A 16,260-nucleotide genomic window follows, 5' to 3' on the forward strand; every position below is an offset into this window, starting at 1 on the left:
GCAGTATTGTAGGCCCGGTAAGCTTGCGCCGCCGGGCACTCGCCGGGTGGCGCTAACGCTTACCCGGCCTACGTTCAGACATTCAATACGTATCCATACAGCCGCTTAATCCCGTCCGCATCTTTCTCGCTGTAAACGCCCTGCAACTCTGGCGAGAAACCCGGCAGCATATTAATGCCCTCTTCCAGCGCCAGGAAATAGCGCTGTACTGCTCCACCCCAGACTTCCCCGGGCACCACACACAGCACGCCCGGCGGGTATGGCAGCGCACCTTCGGCGGCAATGCGTCCTTCGGCGTCACGAATACGCACCAGTTCGACGTTCCCGCGAATGTACTCCTGGTTGGCATCCTGCGGGTTCATCACCACGGCAGGCAGGCTCTCCTGACGGAACATCGCCTTCTGTAAATCCTTCACGTTAAAGCTGACGTAAAGATCGTGCATCTCCTGGCACAGCTGACGGATCGTGTAGTCGCGGTAACGCACCGGGTATTTCTGACAGATGGTCGGAAGCACATCCGCGAGCGGCGTGTCGTCTTCAATATGCTGTTCAAACTGCCCCAGCATCGCCACCAGCTGCATTAGCTTCTCCGCGCTCTCGGCTGGCGTCAGCAGGAACAGGATGGAGTTGAGATCGCACTTCTCCGGCACAATGCCGTTCTCGCGCAGGTAGTGGGCGAGAATGGTCGCCGGAATGCCGAAATCGGTATAGTGCCCTGTTTCAGCATCAATGCCCGGCGTGGTCAGCAGCAGCTTGCACGGATCGACGAAATACTGCTCGCGGGCATAGCCTTCAAAACCGTGCCATTTTGCACCCGGTTCAAAACTAAAGAAGCGACGCTCGCTGGCGATAGCCTTCGTGGGGTGATCCTGCCATGGCCGCCCCGCCACCACCGGCGGGATAAACGGTTTGATCATATTGCAGTTGGCGATGATGGCCTTGCGCGCTTCAATGCCCAGCTCGACGCACTCCGCCCACAGCCTGCGTCCGCTCTCGCCCTCGTGGATCTTGGCGTTCACGTCCAGCGCAGCAAACAGCGGGTAAAACGGGCTGGTGGAGGCATGCAGCATGAACGCATTGTTCAACCGCTTGTGCGGGCAGAAGCGCGACTGACCGCGAATATGGTTATCCTTTTTATGGATCTGCGACGTTTGCGAGAACCCGGCCTGCTGCTTGTGGACCGACTGGGTCACGAAAATTCCCGGATCGTTCTCGTTCAGTTCCAGCAGAAGCGGAGACGTTTCCGCCATCATCGGGATAAATTGCTCGTAGCCGACCCAGGCGGAGTCAAAGAGGATGTAGTCGCAAAGGTGACCGATCTTGTCGATCACCTGACGGGCGTTGTAGATCGTGCCATCATAGGTGCCGAGCTGAATGATCGCCAGGCGGAACGGGCGCGCCTCGGCGGCTTTCTGCGGCGCGACGTCACGGATCAGTTCCCGCAGCCAGGCCTCATCAAAGCAGTGTTCATCAATCCCGCCGATAAAACCAAACGGATTACGGGCTGCCTCAAGATAGACAGGCGTTGCCCCGGCCTGGATCAGCGCCCCATGATGGTTGGACTTATGGTTATTACGATCGAACAGCACCAGGTCGCCGCGGGTCAGCAGCGCGTTGGTCACCACCTTGTTGGCCGCCGACGTGCCGTTCAGCACAAAGTAGGTTTTGTCCGCGTTGAATACTTTCGCCGCGAACTTTTGCGCGTGCTTGGCGGAGCCTTCGTGGATCAGCAGATCGCCCAGCTTAACGTCGGCGTTGCACATGTCGGCGCGAAAAACGTTCTCACCGAAGAAATCATAGAACTGCCGCCCCGCCGGGTGTTTTTTGAAAAAGGCACCGTGCTGGTGACCCGGACAGGCAAAGGTGCTGTTTCCCATCGCCACATACTGGCTCAGGGTGTCAAAAAAGGGTGGCAGCAGGTTCTCTTCATACCGGCAGGCGGCAGATTCCAGTTCCAGCAATTCCTGTGCTTTACCCGAGATGATCGCCGTGACACCCTCTGGCACCTCTCCTGGCTCTGTTGAGAACAAAAATACCGGTAACTGAAAGCCCGTACGCTTCAGCAATGCGAGAATGCCGCTGTAGCTTTCAACAACCGTAATGACGACTGCCGCCACATCGGTGAAATCGGTGTTATCCAGCATAACTTTTTCGCGATGCGTAGAAACTTTGGATACCAGCTCACGGCTGACGGCAATTTTCATGGTTTTCATAGGCGCAAATACCCTCACCGAACGGCGAGACAGGAAGGAGAAAATTCGCGCAATCATGTCACCTTTTATTTTCAGGTGCAAGAAGGAATCAGTATGCGTTACGCCTCCCAAAGCTAAGCGTAATCTGGGACGAACGTGCCATAATCATGCAATGCCAGTGCTTAAATAACAGGAGTTAAACGTGGTAATTGGACCCTTTATCAATGCGGGAGCCGTATTGCTGGGCGGTGTACTTGGGGCAGTATTAAGTCAGCGCCTGCCGGAGCGTATTCGCGTCTCCATGCCTTCTATTTTTGGCCTGGCGTCGTTAGGGATTGGTATCCTTTTAGTGGTGAAATGCGCCAACCTGCCGGTGATGGTACTGGCGACGCTGCTCGGCGCACTCATCGGCGAGTTTTGCTATCTGGAAAAAGGTATTAATCACGCGGTAGGCAAAGCCAAAAATCTGATTGCCCGACCGGGCAAGGCAAAGCACGGCACGCACGAGTCGTTTATTCAGAACTACGTTGCGATCATTATTCTGTTCTGCGCCAGCGGCACGGGGATATTCGGTTCGATGCAGGAAGGGATGACCGGCGATCCCAGCATATTGATTGCGAAAGCGTTTCTGGATTTCTTTACTGCCACCATTTTTGCCACCACCCTCGGCATCGCCGTCGCCGCGATTTGTGTGCCGATGTTGCTTATTCAGCTGGCGCTGGCCACCTGCGCCACGCTGATCCTACCGCTGACAACGCCAGCGATGATGGCAGACTTTACCGCCGTCGGCGGCCTGTTGCTGCTGGCGACAGGGCTGCGCATCTGTGGCATTAAGATGTTTGCAGTGGTGAACATGCTCCCTGCCCTGCTGCTCGCGATGCCGCTTTCCGCGCTCTGGACGCGCTTTTTCGCTTAAGTTTGCGACGAAATGGTGAGAGAGTGTGCAGTCTGCACCGAAAGCAACAAATTTCGTTGACGCCGGAGGGAGGATCGGGTTTAATGCGCCCCGTTGCCCGGATAGCTCAGTCGGTAGAGCAGGGGATTGAAAATCCCCGTGTCGGTGGTTCGATTCCGCCTCCGGGCACCACTATTCGAAGCACGCTGGTCAGAGGTGAGAAAACTGACGGGCGTTTAACGGGAGTGGTACTTGTTGATGTTGATCCTCACATCAGCATACATCAAGAAGTTACCCTCTCGATTAGGGAGCCTGCTGACACAGGCTCCCTTTTCTCGATCACTGTGAATAATTACAATGACGTGACTGAATGTCAACCATTGTAAAACATCTCTTCAGCCTTATCGGTGTAAAGTGCCATTTCCTTTTCCAGCGCCTGGCTCACAATATCCATACTGATATCAACATATTCCATTGTTGTACTCACGTTGCGGTGCCCCAGCAATCCCTTAACCAGCTGCAGGTTTCGTTCAGGCGAGCTCATCAGTGTCGTGGCAAGGGTGTGCCTGAACCGGTGGGGAGAAACATCAAATCCGCACTCTTTTGACAGTCTACGAAAAAAAGAGCGTAACGGTTGCAGCGATGGTTTTTCCGAAAGAGACGCCCTTTCTGCAGGCGAAGAGACAAACCGCTCATAGTGAAAAAGCGCATCATTATTGCCGGCACCGCAGTCCCTTGCACGCTGAAGCAATGCTTCCAGTCTCGGTCGTAAATGACTGACAACGGGAACCCGCCATTCCCGGTACGTTTTACTGCCTTCCGCTCTTAATTCAATCCACCCATCGTCAAGAGACACATCTTTTAGACGTATATGGAGCAGTTGATTTTGCCGCATACCAGTGTAACGCAAGGTGTCCAGGACAGTCAGCCAGTACCATACTGGCCTCAGAGCGCATTTAGATTCGGTTCTGGGCTCAGAAGCAAATTGCTGCATAGTTAGCCAGATTTTTGTCATCTGGTTTTTTGTTAGCGTTTTTTTACGCTTCTTGTCCTGTTTGACCGATACGCCATTGAAGGGATTTTTACTTAAGTTCGTCAGTTGAGAAGTGATGGCAAAATTATACAGGGCACGCATATGGCTGACCTTATTGTTCCAGGTATGTGCAGAAAGGCACTGCTTCTTGAGCACATGCCTTCGCCACTCAAGCACATCGCGACTGGTTATGCCGTAAGGCGGACAGGCTTCCCCGATATGCTTCCTGAAACCACGAACAACCTTCTTATAACTCCACTCGGTATCTTCGCGCAGCGATTTACAGAAAAAGTACTCATCCATAAGTTCCTGCCAGAGCCAGTCAGCACTATTTTCGTTCATTTTTTCCATTCCTCTCTTAGTAACAGTAACGCACCAGATGTCAGACCGACGTTGTGGTCAGGGGAACAAAATGAACTGACTGTCCTGAGGGATGGTCTTTCTGTATACCCGCCTGCTTTTCACCAGGTAGCCTTTTACCCGTTTGAACCTCCCGGACTTGTCGGGTGTATCGTAAAGCTGAGCAAAATAAAATCTCCTGTTATCACGACGCTTATGCAGGTTAAGTCGCTCAAAAGAAGCCTGAATGCTTTCCCGTTGAATAGTCGAACCAGTGGCCTTAAGGTAGTCGAAAAAGATACCGGGGACGGGTAAAAAGACATAGCCGGCAATAACATGGATTTTGTCTGCTTTACCATTAAAACTAATATCTCCCCGATTGAGTCCCTCCCGGAGCCAGTCAAAAAACTGTTCTCCTTCCGCTACGTCAGTACCGGAGACTGCTACGGGTACGGAATCTGATCTTTCATCACATTTGTTAACAATTGCAACCTGAGAATAGTCCGAGTTTCCTTTTGCAGACGGTTCCTTTTCATTTGCGGGGTCTTCTATCTTTTCAAGGGGTTCTGACGATTGCTGTTCCTCTGCAATCACAACGGACACGCCTGCCTGTACCTCACCTTCATTTTCTGAAGCTTTAGCATCTCCTGACATGTCGAAAAGAGAAAGGAGAGCATCAGCATCATCTTCAGAGGGCAGAGAGTCAGAGCCAGTACTTTTTTCGATTTCGCTTAAAACACTTTCTGCTTCGTTTTCTTCACGGCTTTTAACTGGTGAATCACTAAGCTGAGTGGGGTTATCAATACCTGTGGCAAGTGTAAAGATCTCAGGGGAAGATGGATCAGTTGCCCCGCTCAGAGCTGTTTGTTCAGATAACATATCTGTAGGTAAAACCGTAGCGCCCCCCTCATTTGAAAGGGCTGTATTTACTGGAATTTCACCTGCATAAGAACCTAAAATTTCCGCAGGTTTCCTCTCCATCAGAGGAGACTCTGTTTTCTCAGCTGCTTGTTTCATCAGGCTTCGGATCAACGGCATTGCCGGATGCTGGTTCCATAAGGCCCCGGCAAGATTGCCCAGAGCTTCGGGATTTTCTGCCAGCCAGCCTGTCGCTTCCGCTGGCATAAGTTGTCCGGCTGCCAGCGCTGCAAAAGCTGAGGAGTTGTCAGCTTCCCGGAAGCGAAATCGATAAGGCGAGTCCGGAACGGTTATTCCCGGAAGCCAGCTTTTACCATCAAGCAGCTCCCCCTCCAGAGACGCCAGGAGCGGCAAATGCCAGAACAGTGCAGACCAGAAAATGACCGTATTCCACATCACGTTTTGCTCTGCCTGCTCTTCTGGCGCAGCTCCGGGTGGAAACATGTATCCTTTGGCCAGTCTGACCGCACAGGTTGTGAACTGCAGCGTAAGGTCCCCGAAGCCGTCTGACTGCGACCACCTTCCCTGCTGTGTTGCCGGCACATTCTGTACCCTGGCCAGTAAGCCATGCAGTGGCGTTATATAAAACCGGTGATAAACATCCGCCGGAAGTGAGCTGTTTTCCCATATTTGTTGCAGGCAGGTTTTTCTCAACGGGCTACAGCACAGCGTATCGACCGTACGCGGAGCGTGGTAGCCGGCAGGTGTGAAAGCGGATACATGACGTGCTGGTTCCGGTTCACCTTTTGAAAACAGAAACCTCAGAGTCCTGATTCTGTCGCGCATGATTTTCTCCTGGTATAGGGCTGCCCAGTGTTGTGACACTCCCCGCGCTTCACCATAAAAAACCAGTTACTCATTCTCAGAAGTTTTTCCCGTTTCTTCGTGGCTGTCGGCACTCTCTCCATTTCCGGACGGTACGGTTTCGTACGTCGTCTCGCGGTTTTTCCCGCCTTCATCGCTCAGCCAGCGCATCAACTCGTTAAGCACGAGCGTTCTTCTGGCCCGGGTGACAGCCACGTACAGCAGGTTGGTCTCATCCTGCCGCTCATCCTGCGAAAGAAGCGGGTCGGTAATGTCGGTAAAATCCTCACTCAGCATCACCACCGGCCATTCGAGCCCCTTGCTGCGGTGTGCGGTTGAAACCGTGACCTGAGCCTCTTTTTCATGAGTGACGACCTGACGGCGCATAATGGCCAGCTTTTGAGGGAGCGGGAAAAAGTCATCGAGCAGGCGAATAGCCTGGTTCATCTCCACGTCCTGCGTGGCTTTGGCTATCGAGCAGTACTCGTCAAAATCCCGGTAGTCCCGGCTGAAGCGCGGGGACTGCATCTTTTCAGGCATATCGGCGGAGAACCAGTACAGATCCTCAAGCTCTTCGGTCTTGTAGCCTTCAATCCCGCCGACCCAGAAGACCTTTTTCTCCATGAGACTTGCCGTTAAAGCACTCCCAATCACACCGGATACCGTCCGGCTCAGTACAGCAATGTGCTCAGTTCCCTCCGGAATTCGGGTCACCACACTGTCTTCCCCCCCGTTGCCTGTTACCTGTTTATCTTCACCGGCACGGTCCAGCAGGATGTTGGCCATACGCGCGACCTCAGGGCCAAAACGAAAACTCGCCGTCAGCCACAATTTGTCTGCCTGCGCCAGCTGAGGGGCATTGAGCGCGTTATCCGCCCCGCGAAAGCGGTAAATCTGCTGGTAGCGGTCGCCGACCAGGATGACCCGGCAGGGCTGATTCAGTACAAACGCACTGGTCACCGGGTTAGCGTCCTGCGCCTCATCGAAAAGGATGGTATCCCAGCGTGTTGATAAATCAGGATGTGAAAGCTGGAAAAGTTTAAGGTAGGTGTCGTGCGTGACGGGAAAGGTTGAATCAGTACGGCTCATTTCATACCAGAGGATTTGGATTGCCCCCAGAATTTTACCGGCATCGAGACCGTGGCGATCATCCTCAGACGGCAGATGTATCAGCCCCGGCTCAGTATCTGCACTGCAGAGGAACATGTTCAGCCCGCTTAGCGCCAGCCGCGCCAGCGGCCAGTGGCGGGTATTGAGCTTGCGGGCCACATCCGTAATGCGCAGACTGGCTGTCAGCCGGTCACGGAAATGCCTGCCGAAACGGGCCCATGCCAGCTGATGCGACGTTTTACACTCTACGTTATAGGGGAATTTGCGTTCAGCCTCATCCCGCACAGCGCGATTATAGGCAAGGTAAAGCATCTTACTTTCCGGGTTGGCTTCAGCGTAGTTCACTAACGTGGAGGTTTTGCCTGTGCCTGCAAACGCATTTACCACAAGATGATTACCCTTCCATTCGATGATGGCGTTTTGTTCGGCTGTTGTTTTCCAGGTCACTGTGTTCTCCCGCAGCAGCAGATGTGAAAAAAAACAGCCTGACAGCGGGAAGAGTTCACTACGATAAAAAACCAGATACCGTGCTTCAGAAATAAAAAACGCTCCCGGGCGGGAGCGTGTGGATGTGATTATGCCGCCTGCAAGTACCGTGGATCCAGACGAACAGGCCAGCCGCCGAGATAGTGCCCGGGGGTATAGAGTATCCGGCGTCGTTCATTCGCCAGGGTATTACCTACCACCACTTCGCCGGCAATCCCGCACAGGGACAGCTGTATGTAAGCCATTCCGGCCGCAAGCGGATCGATATCTGTCGCGGATACCCACAGATACCGGTGCGGTGGCCACCCCGCCTTTTGCAGAACATCAGCAAATGCCAGCACCATGCAGCCGGCACCGCACGCAGGTTCACTCAGGGTGATGAAGGGTTTGTCACGGAACAACGCTTCAGTGTCGCCCAGCTGCATGGCCGCCATCATTCTGGCCACGTCCCAGGGCGTGAAAAACTGCCCCCTGTATTTGTCACCCAGCTCCAGCTGCATAAAGACGCGGCCAAGGAAGTCCCCGGGCGCTTCACCCAGCCCGTTAACAACGTGGGCCAGCAGCTGCGCCATGCGCGTGACGTCCTCCTTTTCGTATCCACCGACTATACGCAGATACTTTTGCTCCTGCGCTTCACTGAAGTGAAGCCGGTTTTCCAGCGCGATGACGCTGCAGCTGATGAAGTCTTCAAACACTTTAAACCGGTGATGATACCGGGCCGTCTGACTGAACAACTTAACAAAGGCTTTTTCGTGGTTAATCATGCCAGGCATGCGTCTTCTCCATAAAAAAAGGGAACACGCACCCTGACCAGGGGACGTGTCCCCTGAGGGTAAAAAGCCACGGCATTGCCGTGGCTGGGTTAACGGAGGAACAGGCTTTTACCCCCGGACCTCACGATAAGATGCTGCTTCCTGAGTCGATAACGCCGGCTCATCGCTGACGAGATAAAGCACCTGACCGGGCTGAGACGCGCCGGCCGCACCTTTGTGTCCGTCGACATGTTCGCCGCCGTCATAGCAGTCGTAACCGCTGAGCCCGCTCACGGGCTCGCTGTAGCTGTGACGCACCTCGCAGTCAAATACCGCAGAAATTTCCCCGACAACCTCACCTGACGGCGGAAGCCAGGGCGTATCCATCTGCAGCGTAAGACTGTTTGGCGAATGCCGCTGCCAGTTGACATTGTGCCCGGCAGGCCACTCCATGCCGTACTGCCGGCAGTAGAGGCTGGTTGTGGTCGATACGCCTGACATCAGCCCTCCGGAACCGTTCAGCTCTGCTGCCAGCCGCGTAGGTATGACGGCCAGCATATCGCAGGGCTGGGAGCGTTCAGGATACTGGCTGAGCCGCTCCCAGGCAGTTGCGGCATCAGACTCATCGCCGGCGCTGACCAGACCAAACCAGTCGGTGTATTGCCTGGCAATCAGCTCCGCCATAACCTCACGTGCCGGGTCGGGAATATTCTCCCATTTCAGCGCGCCCAGACCTGACTGGTGATACAGCCGGTCAATGGCCCGGATGGTTTCCGCATCGAGGATGGCATCCTTCAGCAGGAGCGCCAGCCAGCTTTCAAACGCCTGATTGGCCGCAGTGGAAAGCCCTGTGCCTGCACGGACCAGCCCCTGACAGGGCGGATACGACGTTGTGCGCACCGGCTTGAGTATCCCCGCCGCGCCAGCCAGAAAAAGCTGTATGCTCTGCTGCACTGCGTGGCGGTGACGCGGTACGTCAGTTCCGTTTATCCACTGCAGCATGACATCAATGCAGACGGATTTACCGGTGATTTCCAGGCGGTTATGACACCATTCGGACATAGTGAATACTCCTCTTTCATAAAAAAAAGAGGACACAGCCCCGTGAGGAGCGGTGTCCTCACGGGAGGGCGACAGTTACGGAATAACCGCCACCGGATAAGTTAATTACGCCGCCACAGCCTGACTTTCAGGCAGTGCCAGTAGATATTCCGACGCTTCCCGGGCATGCCGGCAGGCGCGGAACAGGGCCTTTTTGTCAGATTTCAGCACCTTCAGCCAGTGGTCCACATAGCTGTCGTGCTGAACCTCACCGAATACCCCGAGTTGGGCACACAAAAACGCACTGCCCATTTCGGCGATGAGCTCCTCAAAGGCATACACCGGGTCCCCGAACTTGCGGGATGAGGAGGTTATCCCCTCCCGGTTAAGTCGCTTCGCATGACCGGTACTGTGTACCAGTTCATGCAGCAGCGTGGACCAGCAGTCCGCCTCCGTAAAAAACTGCTCAGCCACCGGCATCACAATTTCATCCGTCAGCGGACGGTAATAAGCCCGGTTCTGAGGCAGCATCCGGTGTTTAACCCCTGTGGCGTTAAACATCCGGATCACCCTGTTCATCACGTCCGGGCTGAGTATGCCGTCCTCATCCACCGTCGGCGGTTGCTCAGGTGAAGCCGCAACCTCTGCCGGCAACCCCTCACACTGCTCAGCGTTGAACAGCTGCAGGGGTTTAAGCATCGGCACGGTTTCCATCAGCGGTTTACCGTCACTGTCATAAAGGCGGTTGCCTTCGCGATCCTCCGCCTGCTTCGTCCAGTCCTTATAAACCACCGCCAGGGTGGCTTTCTCACCCTTACGCACCTGCCCGCCAGCCTGCTGCGCCTGCCGGTAAGTCATCCAGCGGTTATTGCGAAAACCCTGCTCTTCCGCTGACATCCAGAGAAGCAGGACATTCACGCCGCTGTAGTGACGTCCGGTTGTGGCATTTAGGGGCAGACCGGCCAGACCGATGCCGGCAGCCGCGCGCCACGGCTTACGCCAGGGCGCGACGCCGTTTTCCAGAGCGACAACAATGCGGTCGGTGATCTGACGATAAAGGTCAGTATGTTTTGCCGGACGGCGGGCCGCCTTGTGTGAAGTCGTTTTTTTCATGAGATATACCTTTAATCAGAGGCATACCCCTGCGCCGGCGGGCGCAGAGATACGCCCGTCGACGGGAAATTCAGAAGTCAGTTACCATGCGGCATAAAACCACAGGTATTCATGTTCAAAGTCAAAATCACTGAGCAGGCTTTCCAGCCTGTCACGCAGGGTGAAAACGTACTGCAGCCGGCGCTGAAGAAGCTGATTATCCTCATTCCCCTCTGTAAATGTCGCAATCGCACAGTCCAGCCTCTCTTTCAGTTGCTGAATATGCTCGCGTGACAGTTCCAGACAGGTCGCGTTTTCCACCTCACCGACATGCTTATCCACCCAGGTAATCAGTGAAAAATCGCGGCTCAGTTCATACACCGGATGATACGGTGCCGGTACTGCGACGATCTGCCTGTGCTGGCTGTAGAGAAAAATATCCAGTCCCATACGGGCCTCCTTCGGTTCAGAAAGAGGCAGGAACCTTTCCGGCAGGAAAAGTCCCTGCCGGGGTGAGTTAACGTCCGGTTATTCGCAGCGCCCCCTGCGGGGTCACCTGCGATAACCTGGCCTGCAGCCTGCCACAGGCGTTCAGAAAGGTTTGATGATCTTCAGGCTTCGCCCGCTTACAACTGATGAAGGCCGCCTGCTTTAGCAGACGCACGGCGTTTTCACGCCAGCGGCAGAGTTCATCAGGCCCGACACAGGCATTGAAGTGACAGACTGCACTCGCCAGAAGCTGATCGGCTTTCTGGCGGTACTGCGCGACTTTCACCCGGTCAGTCGCTGCGGTGAGCACCTGTATCTGTGTGTCGGTAATCAGGATCCTCAGGTCCGTCCTGCCGGACAGTACAGAGGTGGCTACCGCGTCGCTTATCGACAGTGATTCAATGAAATCATCGCCGCCGGCAAGCAGGCGTGCCGTGTCGTACCAGTCCTCATTTTTCTGAGGGTGACACCCTGTGGCATACGCAATACGCGGCACCGGATCGTTGCCCTGCCAGGCACCGGTGGCCGGCATAAGATAAACACCCTCATCCTTTGCCAGGTGAAGCTGACCTCCCTGCATGCGGGCGGCCAGCAGGACGTTCGTCAGGTCTTTGTTGTCGAAAAAAAGCATGGGGCTCTCCTTTAAAAACGGGAGAGCCGCCCCGTCCGGAGTGATCTCTCCCGACGGGGTTAAAGTCAGTACTGTTTACAGCGCGTCAGTTTTTTCCGCGACCCGCTTCAGTTCATACAGCTGAAATTCAGCCTCCGTAAACGCATTCCAGTCGTCGTTGCTCAGCACACGCTCACCACCGCAGAGCAGCTGCAGCAGCAGGGAATCAAACGCGTCACCACGCACCGGCGTTTTCAGTACCGGCTGAGGCGCGGTCAGCGTCGGCTGCTCAGGCAGGCCGAGATGTCGCTCAATCCAGCGTAACGGTAACGCCCAGCTGCGGCCTTCGTCAGAAGAATGTATCCGAAAGCTGCCCGGACACAGGTTATGCAGCAGGACCATCACAATGCGTGCAAAGAAATCGCAGGGCTGATGCTGAAAATCCAGCTCCTGGATACTCAGCGTATTGCGGTTGCGCTCACGCTCAATCGTCATGTTGACCGGCCAGACACTGCCGCCTGTGTCGCCACAAAACGCCATGACATCAGCAACCGGAAAGAGGTCAGCCGCGCGATTAAGCGACGGCAGATACGTATTCCCCGGACGCAGACGCACCGGCAGTTGCCAGAAAGTTTCTGTGACGGCCTGAACGAAAGCATGCCAGTGTCGCAACGGAACCGTGCTGACGTGCTCGATGGTGTAGACAACCGACATGGAAGCCGGCGAAGAAAACAGGTTTTTCATCGATAAATCCTCCGCGAATAAAAAAGGGGGGATTTATCCCCCGGACGGGAGTAAATCCCCGTCAGGGTGTGTTCTTTCTGCTGGTTACATCCGTTCGAGAGCCGCTATAGCCCGATCACACCGGGCATCCTGGATACCTTCATCCACGGCCTTCTCCCAGAAGGGCCGGTTAATTTCTTTTCCCAGCTCGTCCAGCGTGAAGAGCAAATTTTTAGACGTATCAGGCAAAGGCGGAATATCGCCTTCCCCGAGTAAAAAGACAAACCAGCCATAAGCTGTGCCGGTGCCAATGATGGAATCTTCCAGAAACGTCAGTTCATTCGGTTCATCCCGGTCCGTATGAAGATCGAGACGCTGGAATGCCCTTATGCTCAGAAGTTCACTCTCAAGCAGGCAAAGCCAGCTGAGCGTGTCCAGTGGAGTTTTAAGCGTATAAACGTCTGTGTGCATGGGTATATCCTCAGGTAAATAACGGGATATTCCCTCCGACGGAGAGATATCCCCGTCAGGGTCCACAACATTTTTTGACCGGCGTTCATCAACCGATCAGTTCAGTGCATATGAATCAGATTGCTCCTGATACACATATTCAGGATTAAAGCGCAGGCTTTTCAACGCAGCTACCGACAGTGGATCTACGGAATTTATGCCCGAAACGGCCACGCCATCCAGTATGTCGCCAGCCTCCACCCGGGGAGAATATCCGTAATACTGACACCATACACAGAGTTCGGGGTCAGCCGGATCACAATCACCGAGCGGTGCGACAAAAACCTGTTCGCCACAGGAGACGTTATCTCTGAGGATTTCGCCCGGATGAAAACACCACTTACGGGGCCATACTGAGCGGGACATACATCCCGTCGCGTCTCAGACATCGACAGAATACGGAAAGTGACATCGTGCAGTGCTTCAGTCATGAGAATGCCCTCCGGAAAGAAAACGGTAGCGCAGGTGTGCCAGATGCTGTGCCTGACGGCAAGCATGGCGGTATGCGTTTCGACGACCTGTTATTCCCTCAGGAAAGGAAACCGGCAGGCGGTGAAAAACATACTCGGCGCGGTGGCAACCTGTACGAACGGTAAGAAAGACGTTAACGCCCTGGTCTTTGACAGAAGTGATGTGCGCACGGACGGCATAATTGCCCGAACCGTTGACATACCAGCTGCTGTTGCGATGCAGATAAATGAAAGATTTCAATCTCCGGACAGCTGCGTCAGCAGACTGCTGAAGCTGAGTAAGGAGATGTTCAGGGAAAACCGCAAAAGAGATGACAGACATGGTGTTTCTCCATAAAAAAAGGAAACACCTGCCCGACCGGGAAGTGTTTCCCGTCGGGGAGTCAGAAAAAACAACATTCTGACTGTCTGATAAGTTGAAATGACCTCAATCACTGTTCAGCGATATCCGTTTCCAGAGGTTAAACGGATTTACCACCCGAAGGTATCCTCTCTCAGGCTGCGAGGATTTTCCGGTCACCCGAAGGTGTTTCTCTCAGACCGGTGAAACGTTAGCTGCTAGTCACCCGAAGGCGCTCCTCTCAGACTGCCGGAGCATTAGCTGGTTGCATGTAGCAACAAGTAAGCCTGTCTATTTTCAGAGCAAATAGTGAACATGTCAACTGACGAACTGGCACAATATTGTCATTAACTTTTTTTAATAACAGTCCCTAGCCTACGGCTAAGATTATTTATACATTTTCGCTGACTTATATCCTAACTAAGGAAGGTGCGAATAAGCAGGTCATTTCTTCCCAAGCTGACTCGCTGATTAAAATTTCGCGGATCTGGGCCGATTTTTTTCCCGCAAACACATCGAATCAGCCTATTTAGGCTATTTTTTCCACCATTTCTGGCGTTATTTCCGGTTTTTACTGAGATCTCTCCCACTGACGTATCATTTGGTCCACCCGAAACAGGTTGGCCAGGGTGAATAACATCGCCAGTTGGTTATCGTTTTTCAGCAGCCCCTTGTATCTGGCTTTCACGAAGCCGAACTGCCGCTTGATGATGCGAAACGGGTGCTCCCCCCTGGCACGGATGCTGGCTTTCATGTATTCGATGTTGATGGCCGTTTTGTTCTTGCGCGGATGCTGCTTCAAGGTTTTTACCCTGCCGGGACGCTCGGCGATCAGCCAGTCCACATCCACCTCGGCCAGCTCCTCGCGCTGTGGCGCTCCTTGGTAGCCGGCATCGGCTGAGACAAATTGCTCCTCTCCATGAAGCAGATTACCCAGCTGATTGAGGTCATGCTCGTTGGCCGCGGTGGTGACTAGGCTGTGGGTCAGGCCACTCTTGGCATCGACACCAATGTGGGCCTTCATGCCAAAGTGCCACTGATTGCCTTTCTTGGTCTGATGCATCTCCGGATCGCGTTGCTGCTCTTTGTTCTTGGTAGAGCTGGGTGCCTCAATGATGGTGGCATCCACCAAAGTGCCTTGGGTCATCATGACGCCTGCTTCGGCCAGCCAGCGATTGATGGTCTTGAACAATTGACGGGCCAGTTGATGCTGCTCGAGCAGGTGGCGGAAATTCATGATGGTGGTGCGATCCGGCAGGGCGCTATCCAGGGATAATCGGGCAAACAGGCGCATGGAGGCGATTTCGTACAGGGCATCTTCCATGGCACCGTCGCTCAGGTTGTACCAATGCTGCATGCAGTGAATACGCAGCATGGTCTCCAGCGGATAGGGCCGTCGGCCATTGCCCGCCTTGGGATAAAACGGCTCGATGACAGCGGTCATATTCTGCCATGGCAGAATCTGCTCCATGCGGGAGAGGAAAATCTCTTTTCGGGTCTGACGGCGCTTAGTGCTGAATTCACTATCGGCGAAGGTGAGTTGATGGCTCATGATGTCCCTCTGGGATGCGCTCCGGATGAATATGATGATCTCATATCAGGAACTTGTTCGCACCTTCCATAATGCCCGATGACTTTGTCATGCAGCTCCACCGATTTTGAGAACGACAGCGACTTCCGTCCCAGCCGTGCCAGGTGCTGCCTCAGATTCAGGTTATGCCGCTCAATTCGCTGCGTATATCGCTTGCTGATTACGTGCAGCTTTCCCTTCAGGCGGGATTCATACAGCGGCCAGCCATCCGTCATCCATATCACCACGTCAAAGGGTGACAGCAGGCTCATAAGACGCCCCAGCGTCGCCATAGTGCGTTCACCGAATACGTGCGCAACAACCGTCTTCCGGAGCCTGTCATACGCGTAAAACAGCCAGCGCTGGCGCGATTTAGCCCCGACGTATCCCCACTGTTCGTCCATTTCCGCGCAGACGATGACGTCACTGCCCGGCTGTATGCGCGAGGTTACCGACTGCGGCCTGAGTTTTTTAAATGGCGGAAAATCGTGTTGAGGCCAACGCCCATAATGCGGGCGGTTGCCCGGCATCCAACGCCATTCATGGCCATATCAATGATTTTCTGGTGCGTACCGGGTTGAGAAGCGGTGTAAGTGAACTGCAGTTGCCATGTTTTACGGCAGTGAGAGCAGAGATAGCGCTGATGTCCGGCAGTGCTTTTGCCGTTACGCACCACCCCGTCAGTAGCTGAACAGGAGGGACAGCTGATAGAAACAGAAGCCACTGGAGCACCTCAAAAACACCATCATACACTAAATCAGTAAGTTGGCAGCATCACCCGTTGGTCAGATGAATGCCATTCCCTTGACAGTTGAAAATTTATGAGAGAGTTAAAAAAACGCTCCCGGACGGGAGCGTAAGCCAGTGACTTCGGCGTCAAATGAGG

At 54.2% G+C, this 16,260-nt stretch carries 15 protein-coding genes and 1 tRNA gene; 2 read left to right on the forward strand and 14 right to left on the reverse strand.

Annotation, left to right across the window (positions count from 1 at the left end):
• Positions 1 to 74: 74 nt before the first annotated feature.
• On the reverse strand, positions 75 to 2,213 hold the full coding sequence (locus tag O1721_RS22980) for an ornithine decarboxylase (RefSeq protein WP_032650098.1): 2,139 nt from the start codon (positions 2,211 to 2,213) through the stop codon (positions 75 to 77).
• 181 nt (positions 2,214 to 2,394) lie between these two features.
• Here O1721_RS22980 and O1721_RS22985 point away from each other — a divergent pair, with 181 nt between their 5' ends.
• Positions 2,395 to 3,108, forward strand: coding sequence for a DUF554 domain-containing protein (locus tag O1721_RS22985; RefSeq protein WP_017692680.1), 714 nt, complete (start codon positions 2,395 to 2,397; stop codon positions 3,106 to 3,108).
• A gap of 95 nt (positions 3,109 to 3,203) precedes the next feature.
• Positions 3,204 to 3,279, forward strand: a tRNA-Phe gene (locus O1721_RS22990).
• Positions 3,280 to 3,460: 181 nt separating this feature from the next.
• On the opposite strand, the gene O1721_RS22995 is transcribed toward O1721_RS22990, so the two are convergent.
• From O1721_RS22995 to O1721_RS23055, 13 genes are all read right to left on the reverse strand, one after another.
• Positions 3,461 to 4,462: a tyrosine-type recombinase/integrase gene (locus O1721_RS22995; protein WP_006781417.1), complete on the reverse strand. Its 1,002-nt coding sequence runs from the start codon at positions 4,460 to 4,462 to the stop codon at positions 3,461 to 3,463.
• Between the two features lie 57 nt (positions 4,463 to 4,519).
• On the reverse strand, positions 4,520 to 6,163 hold the full coding sequence (locus O1721_RS23000; RefSeq protein WP_006781415.1) for a conjugal transfer nickase/helicase domain-containing protein: 1,644 nt from the start codon (positions 6,161 to 6,163) through the stop codon (positions 4,520 to 4,522).
• A gap of 66 nt (positions 6,164 to 6,229) precedes the next feature.
• The gene (locus tag O1721_RS23005; RefSeq protein WP_006781413.1) at positions 6,230 to 7,738 is read right to left on the reverse strand and encodes a UvrD-helicase domain-containing protein; all 1,509 of its coding nucleotides are present in this window, start codon (positions 7,736 to 7,738) and stop codon (positions 6,230 to 6,232) included.
• 128 nt (positions 7,739 to 7,866) lie between these two features.
• Complete coding sequence (locus O1721_RS23010) at positions 7,867 to 8,550, reverse strand: N-6 DNA methylase (protein ID WP_006781411.1); 684 nt, start codon at positions 8,548 to 8,550, stop codon at positions 7,867 to 7,869.
• Between the two features lie 108 nt (positions 8,551 to 8,658).
• On the reverse strand, positions 8,659 to 9,591 hold the full coding sequence (locus tag O1721_RS23015) for a DUF1281 domain-containing protein (RefSeq protein ID WP_006781409.1): 933 nt from the start codon (positions 9,589 to 9,591) through the stop codon (positions 8,659 to 8,661).
• Between the two features lie 105 nt (positions 9,592 to 9,696).
• Entirely contained in the window at positions 9,697 to 10,683 is a 987-nt protein-coding gene (locus tag O1721_RS23020; protein WP_006781408.1) for an ArdC family protein, read from the reverse strand.
• A gap of 81 nt (positions 10,684 to 10,764) precedes the next feature.
• Entirely contained in the window at positions 10,765 to 11,112 is a 348-nt protein-coding gene (locus O1721_RS23025; protein ID WP_006781405.1) for a hypothetical protein, read from the reverse strand.
• Between the two features lie 67 nt (positions 11,113 to 11,179).
• On the reverse strand, positions 11,180 to 11,782 hold the full coding sequence (locus tag O1721_RS23030; protein ID WP_006781404.1) for a DUF3085 domain-containing protein: 603 nt from the start codon (positions 11,780 to 11,782) through the stop codon (positions 11,180 to 11,182).
• Between the two features lie 75 nt (positions 11,783 to 11,857).
• Entirely contained in the window at positions 11,858 to 12,505 is a 648-nt protein-coding gene (locus O1721_RS23035) for a hypothetical protein (protein WP_063413730.1), read from the reverse strand.
• An 84-nt stretch (positions 12,506 to 12,589) separates the two neighbouring features.
• A complete protein-coding gene (locus O1721_RS23040) occupies positions 12,590 to 12,955 on the reverse strand; it encodes a hypothetical protein (RefSeq protein ID WP_006781400.1) in 366 nt (121 codons plus the stop codon).
• A 462-nt stretch (positions 12,956 to 13,417) separates the two neighbouring features.
• Positions 13,418 to 13,786: a hypothetical protein gene (locus tag O1721_RS23045; RefSeq protein ID WP_154283625.1), complete on the reverse strand. Its 369-nt coding sequence runs from the start codon at positions 13,784 to 13,786 to the stop codon at positions 13,418 to 13,420.
• A gap of 589 nt (positions 13,787 to 14,375) precedes the next feature.
• Positions 14,376 to 15,356, reverse strand: coding sequence for an IS5-like element ISKpn26 family transposase (locus O1721_RS23050; protein WP_020899206.1), 981 nt, complete (start codon positions 15,354 to 15,356; stop codon positions 14,376 to 14,378).
• A protein-coding gene (locus O1721_RS23055) for an IS1-like element IS1B family transposase (RefSeq protein ID WP_223151193.1) occupies positions 15,353 to 16,098 on the reverse strand; the annotation gives its coding sequence in 2 pieces (ribosomal slippage) (positions 15,353 to 15,849 and positions 15,849 to 16,098; 747 coding nt in all). Before O1721_RS23055 ends, O1721_RS23050 begins: the two co-directional genes overlap by 4 nt.
• Positions 16,099 to 16,260: the final 162 nt, after the last annotated feature.

Source organism: Enterobacter cloacae complex sp. HYC033_NIDB (assembly GCF_056673335.1).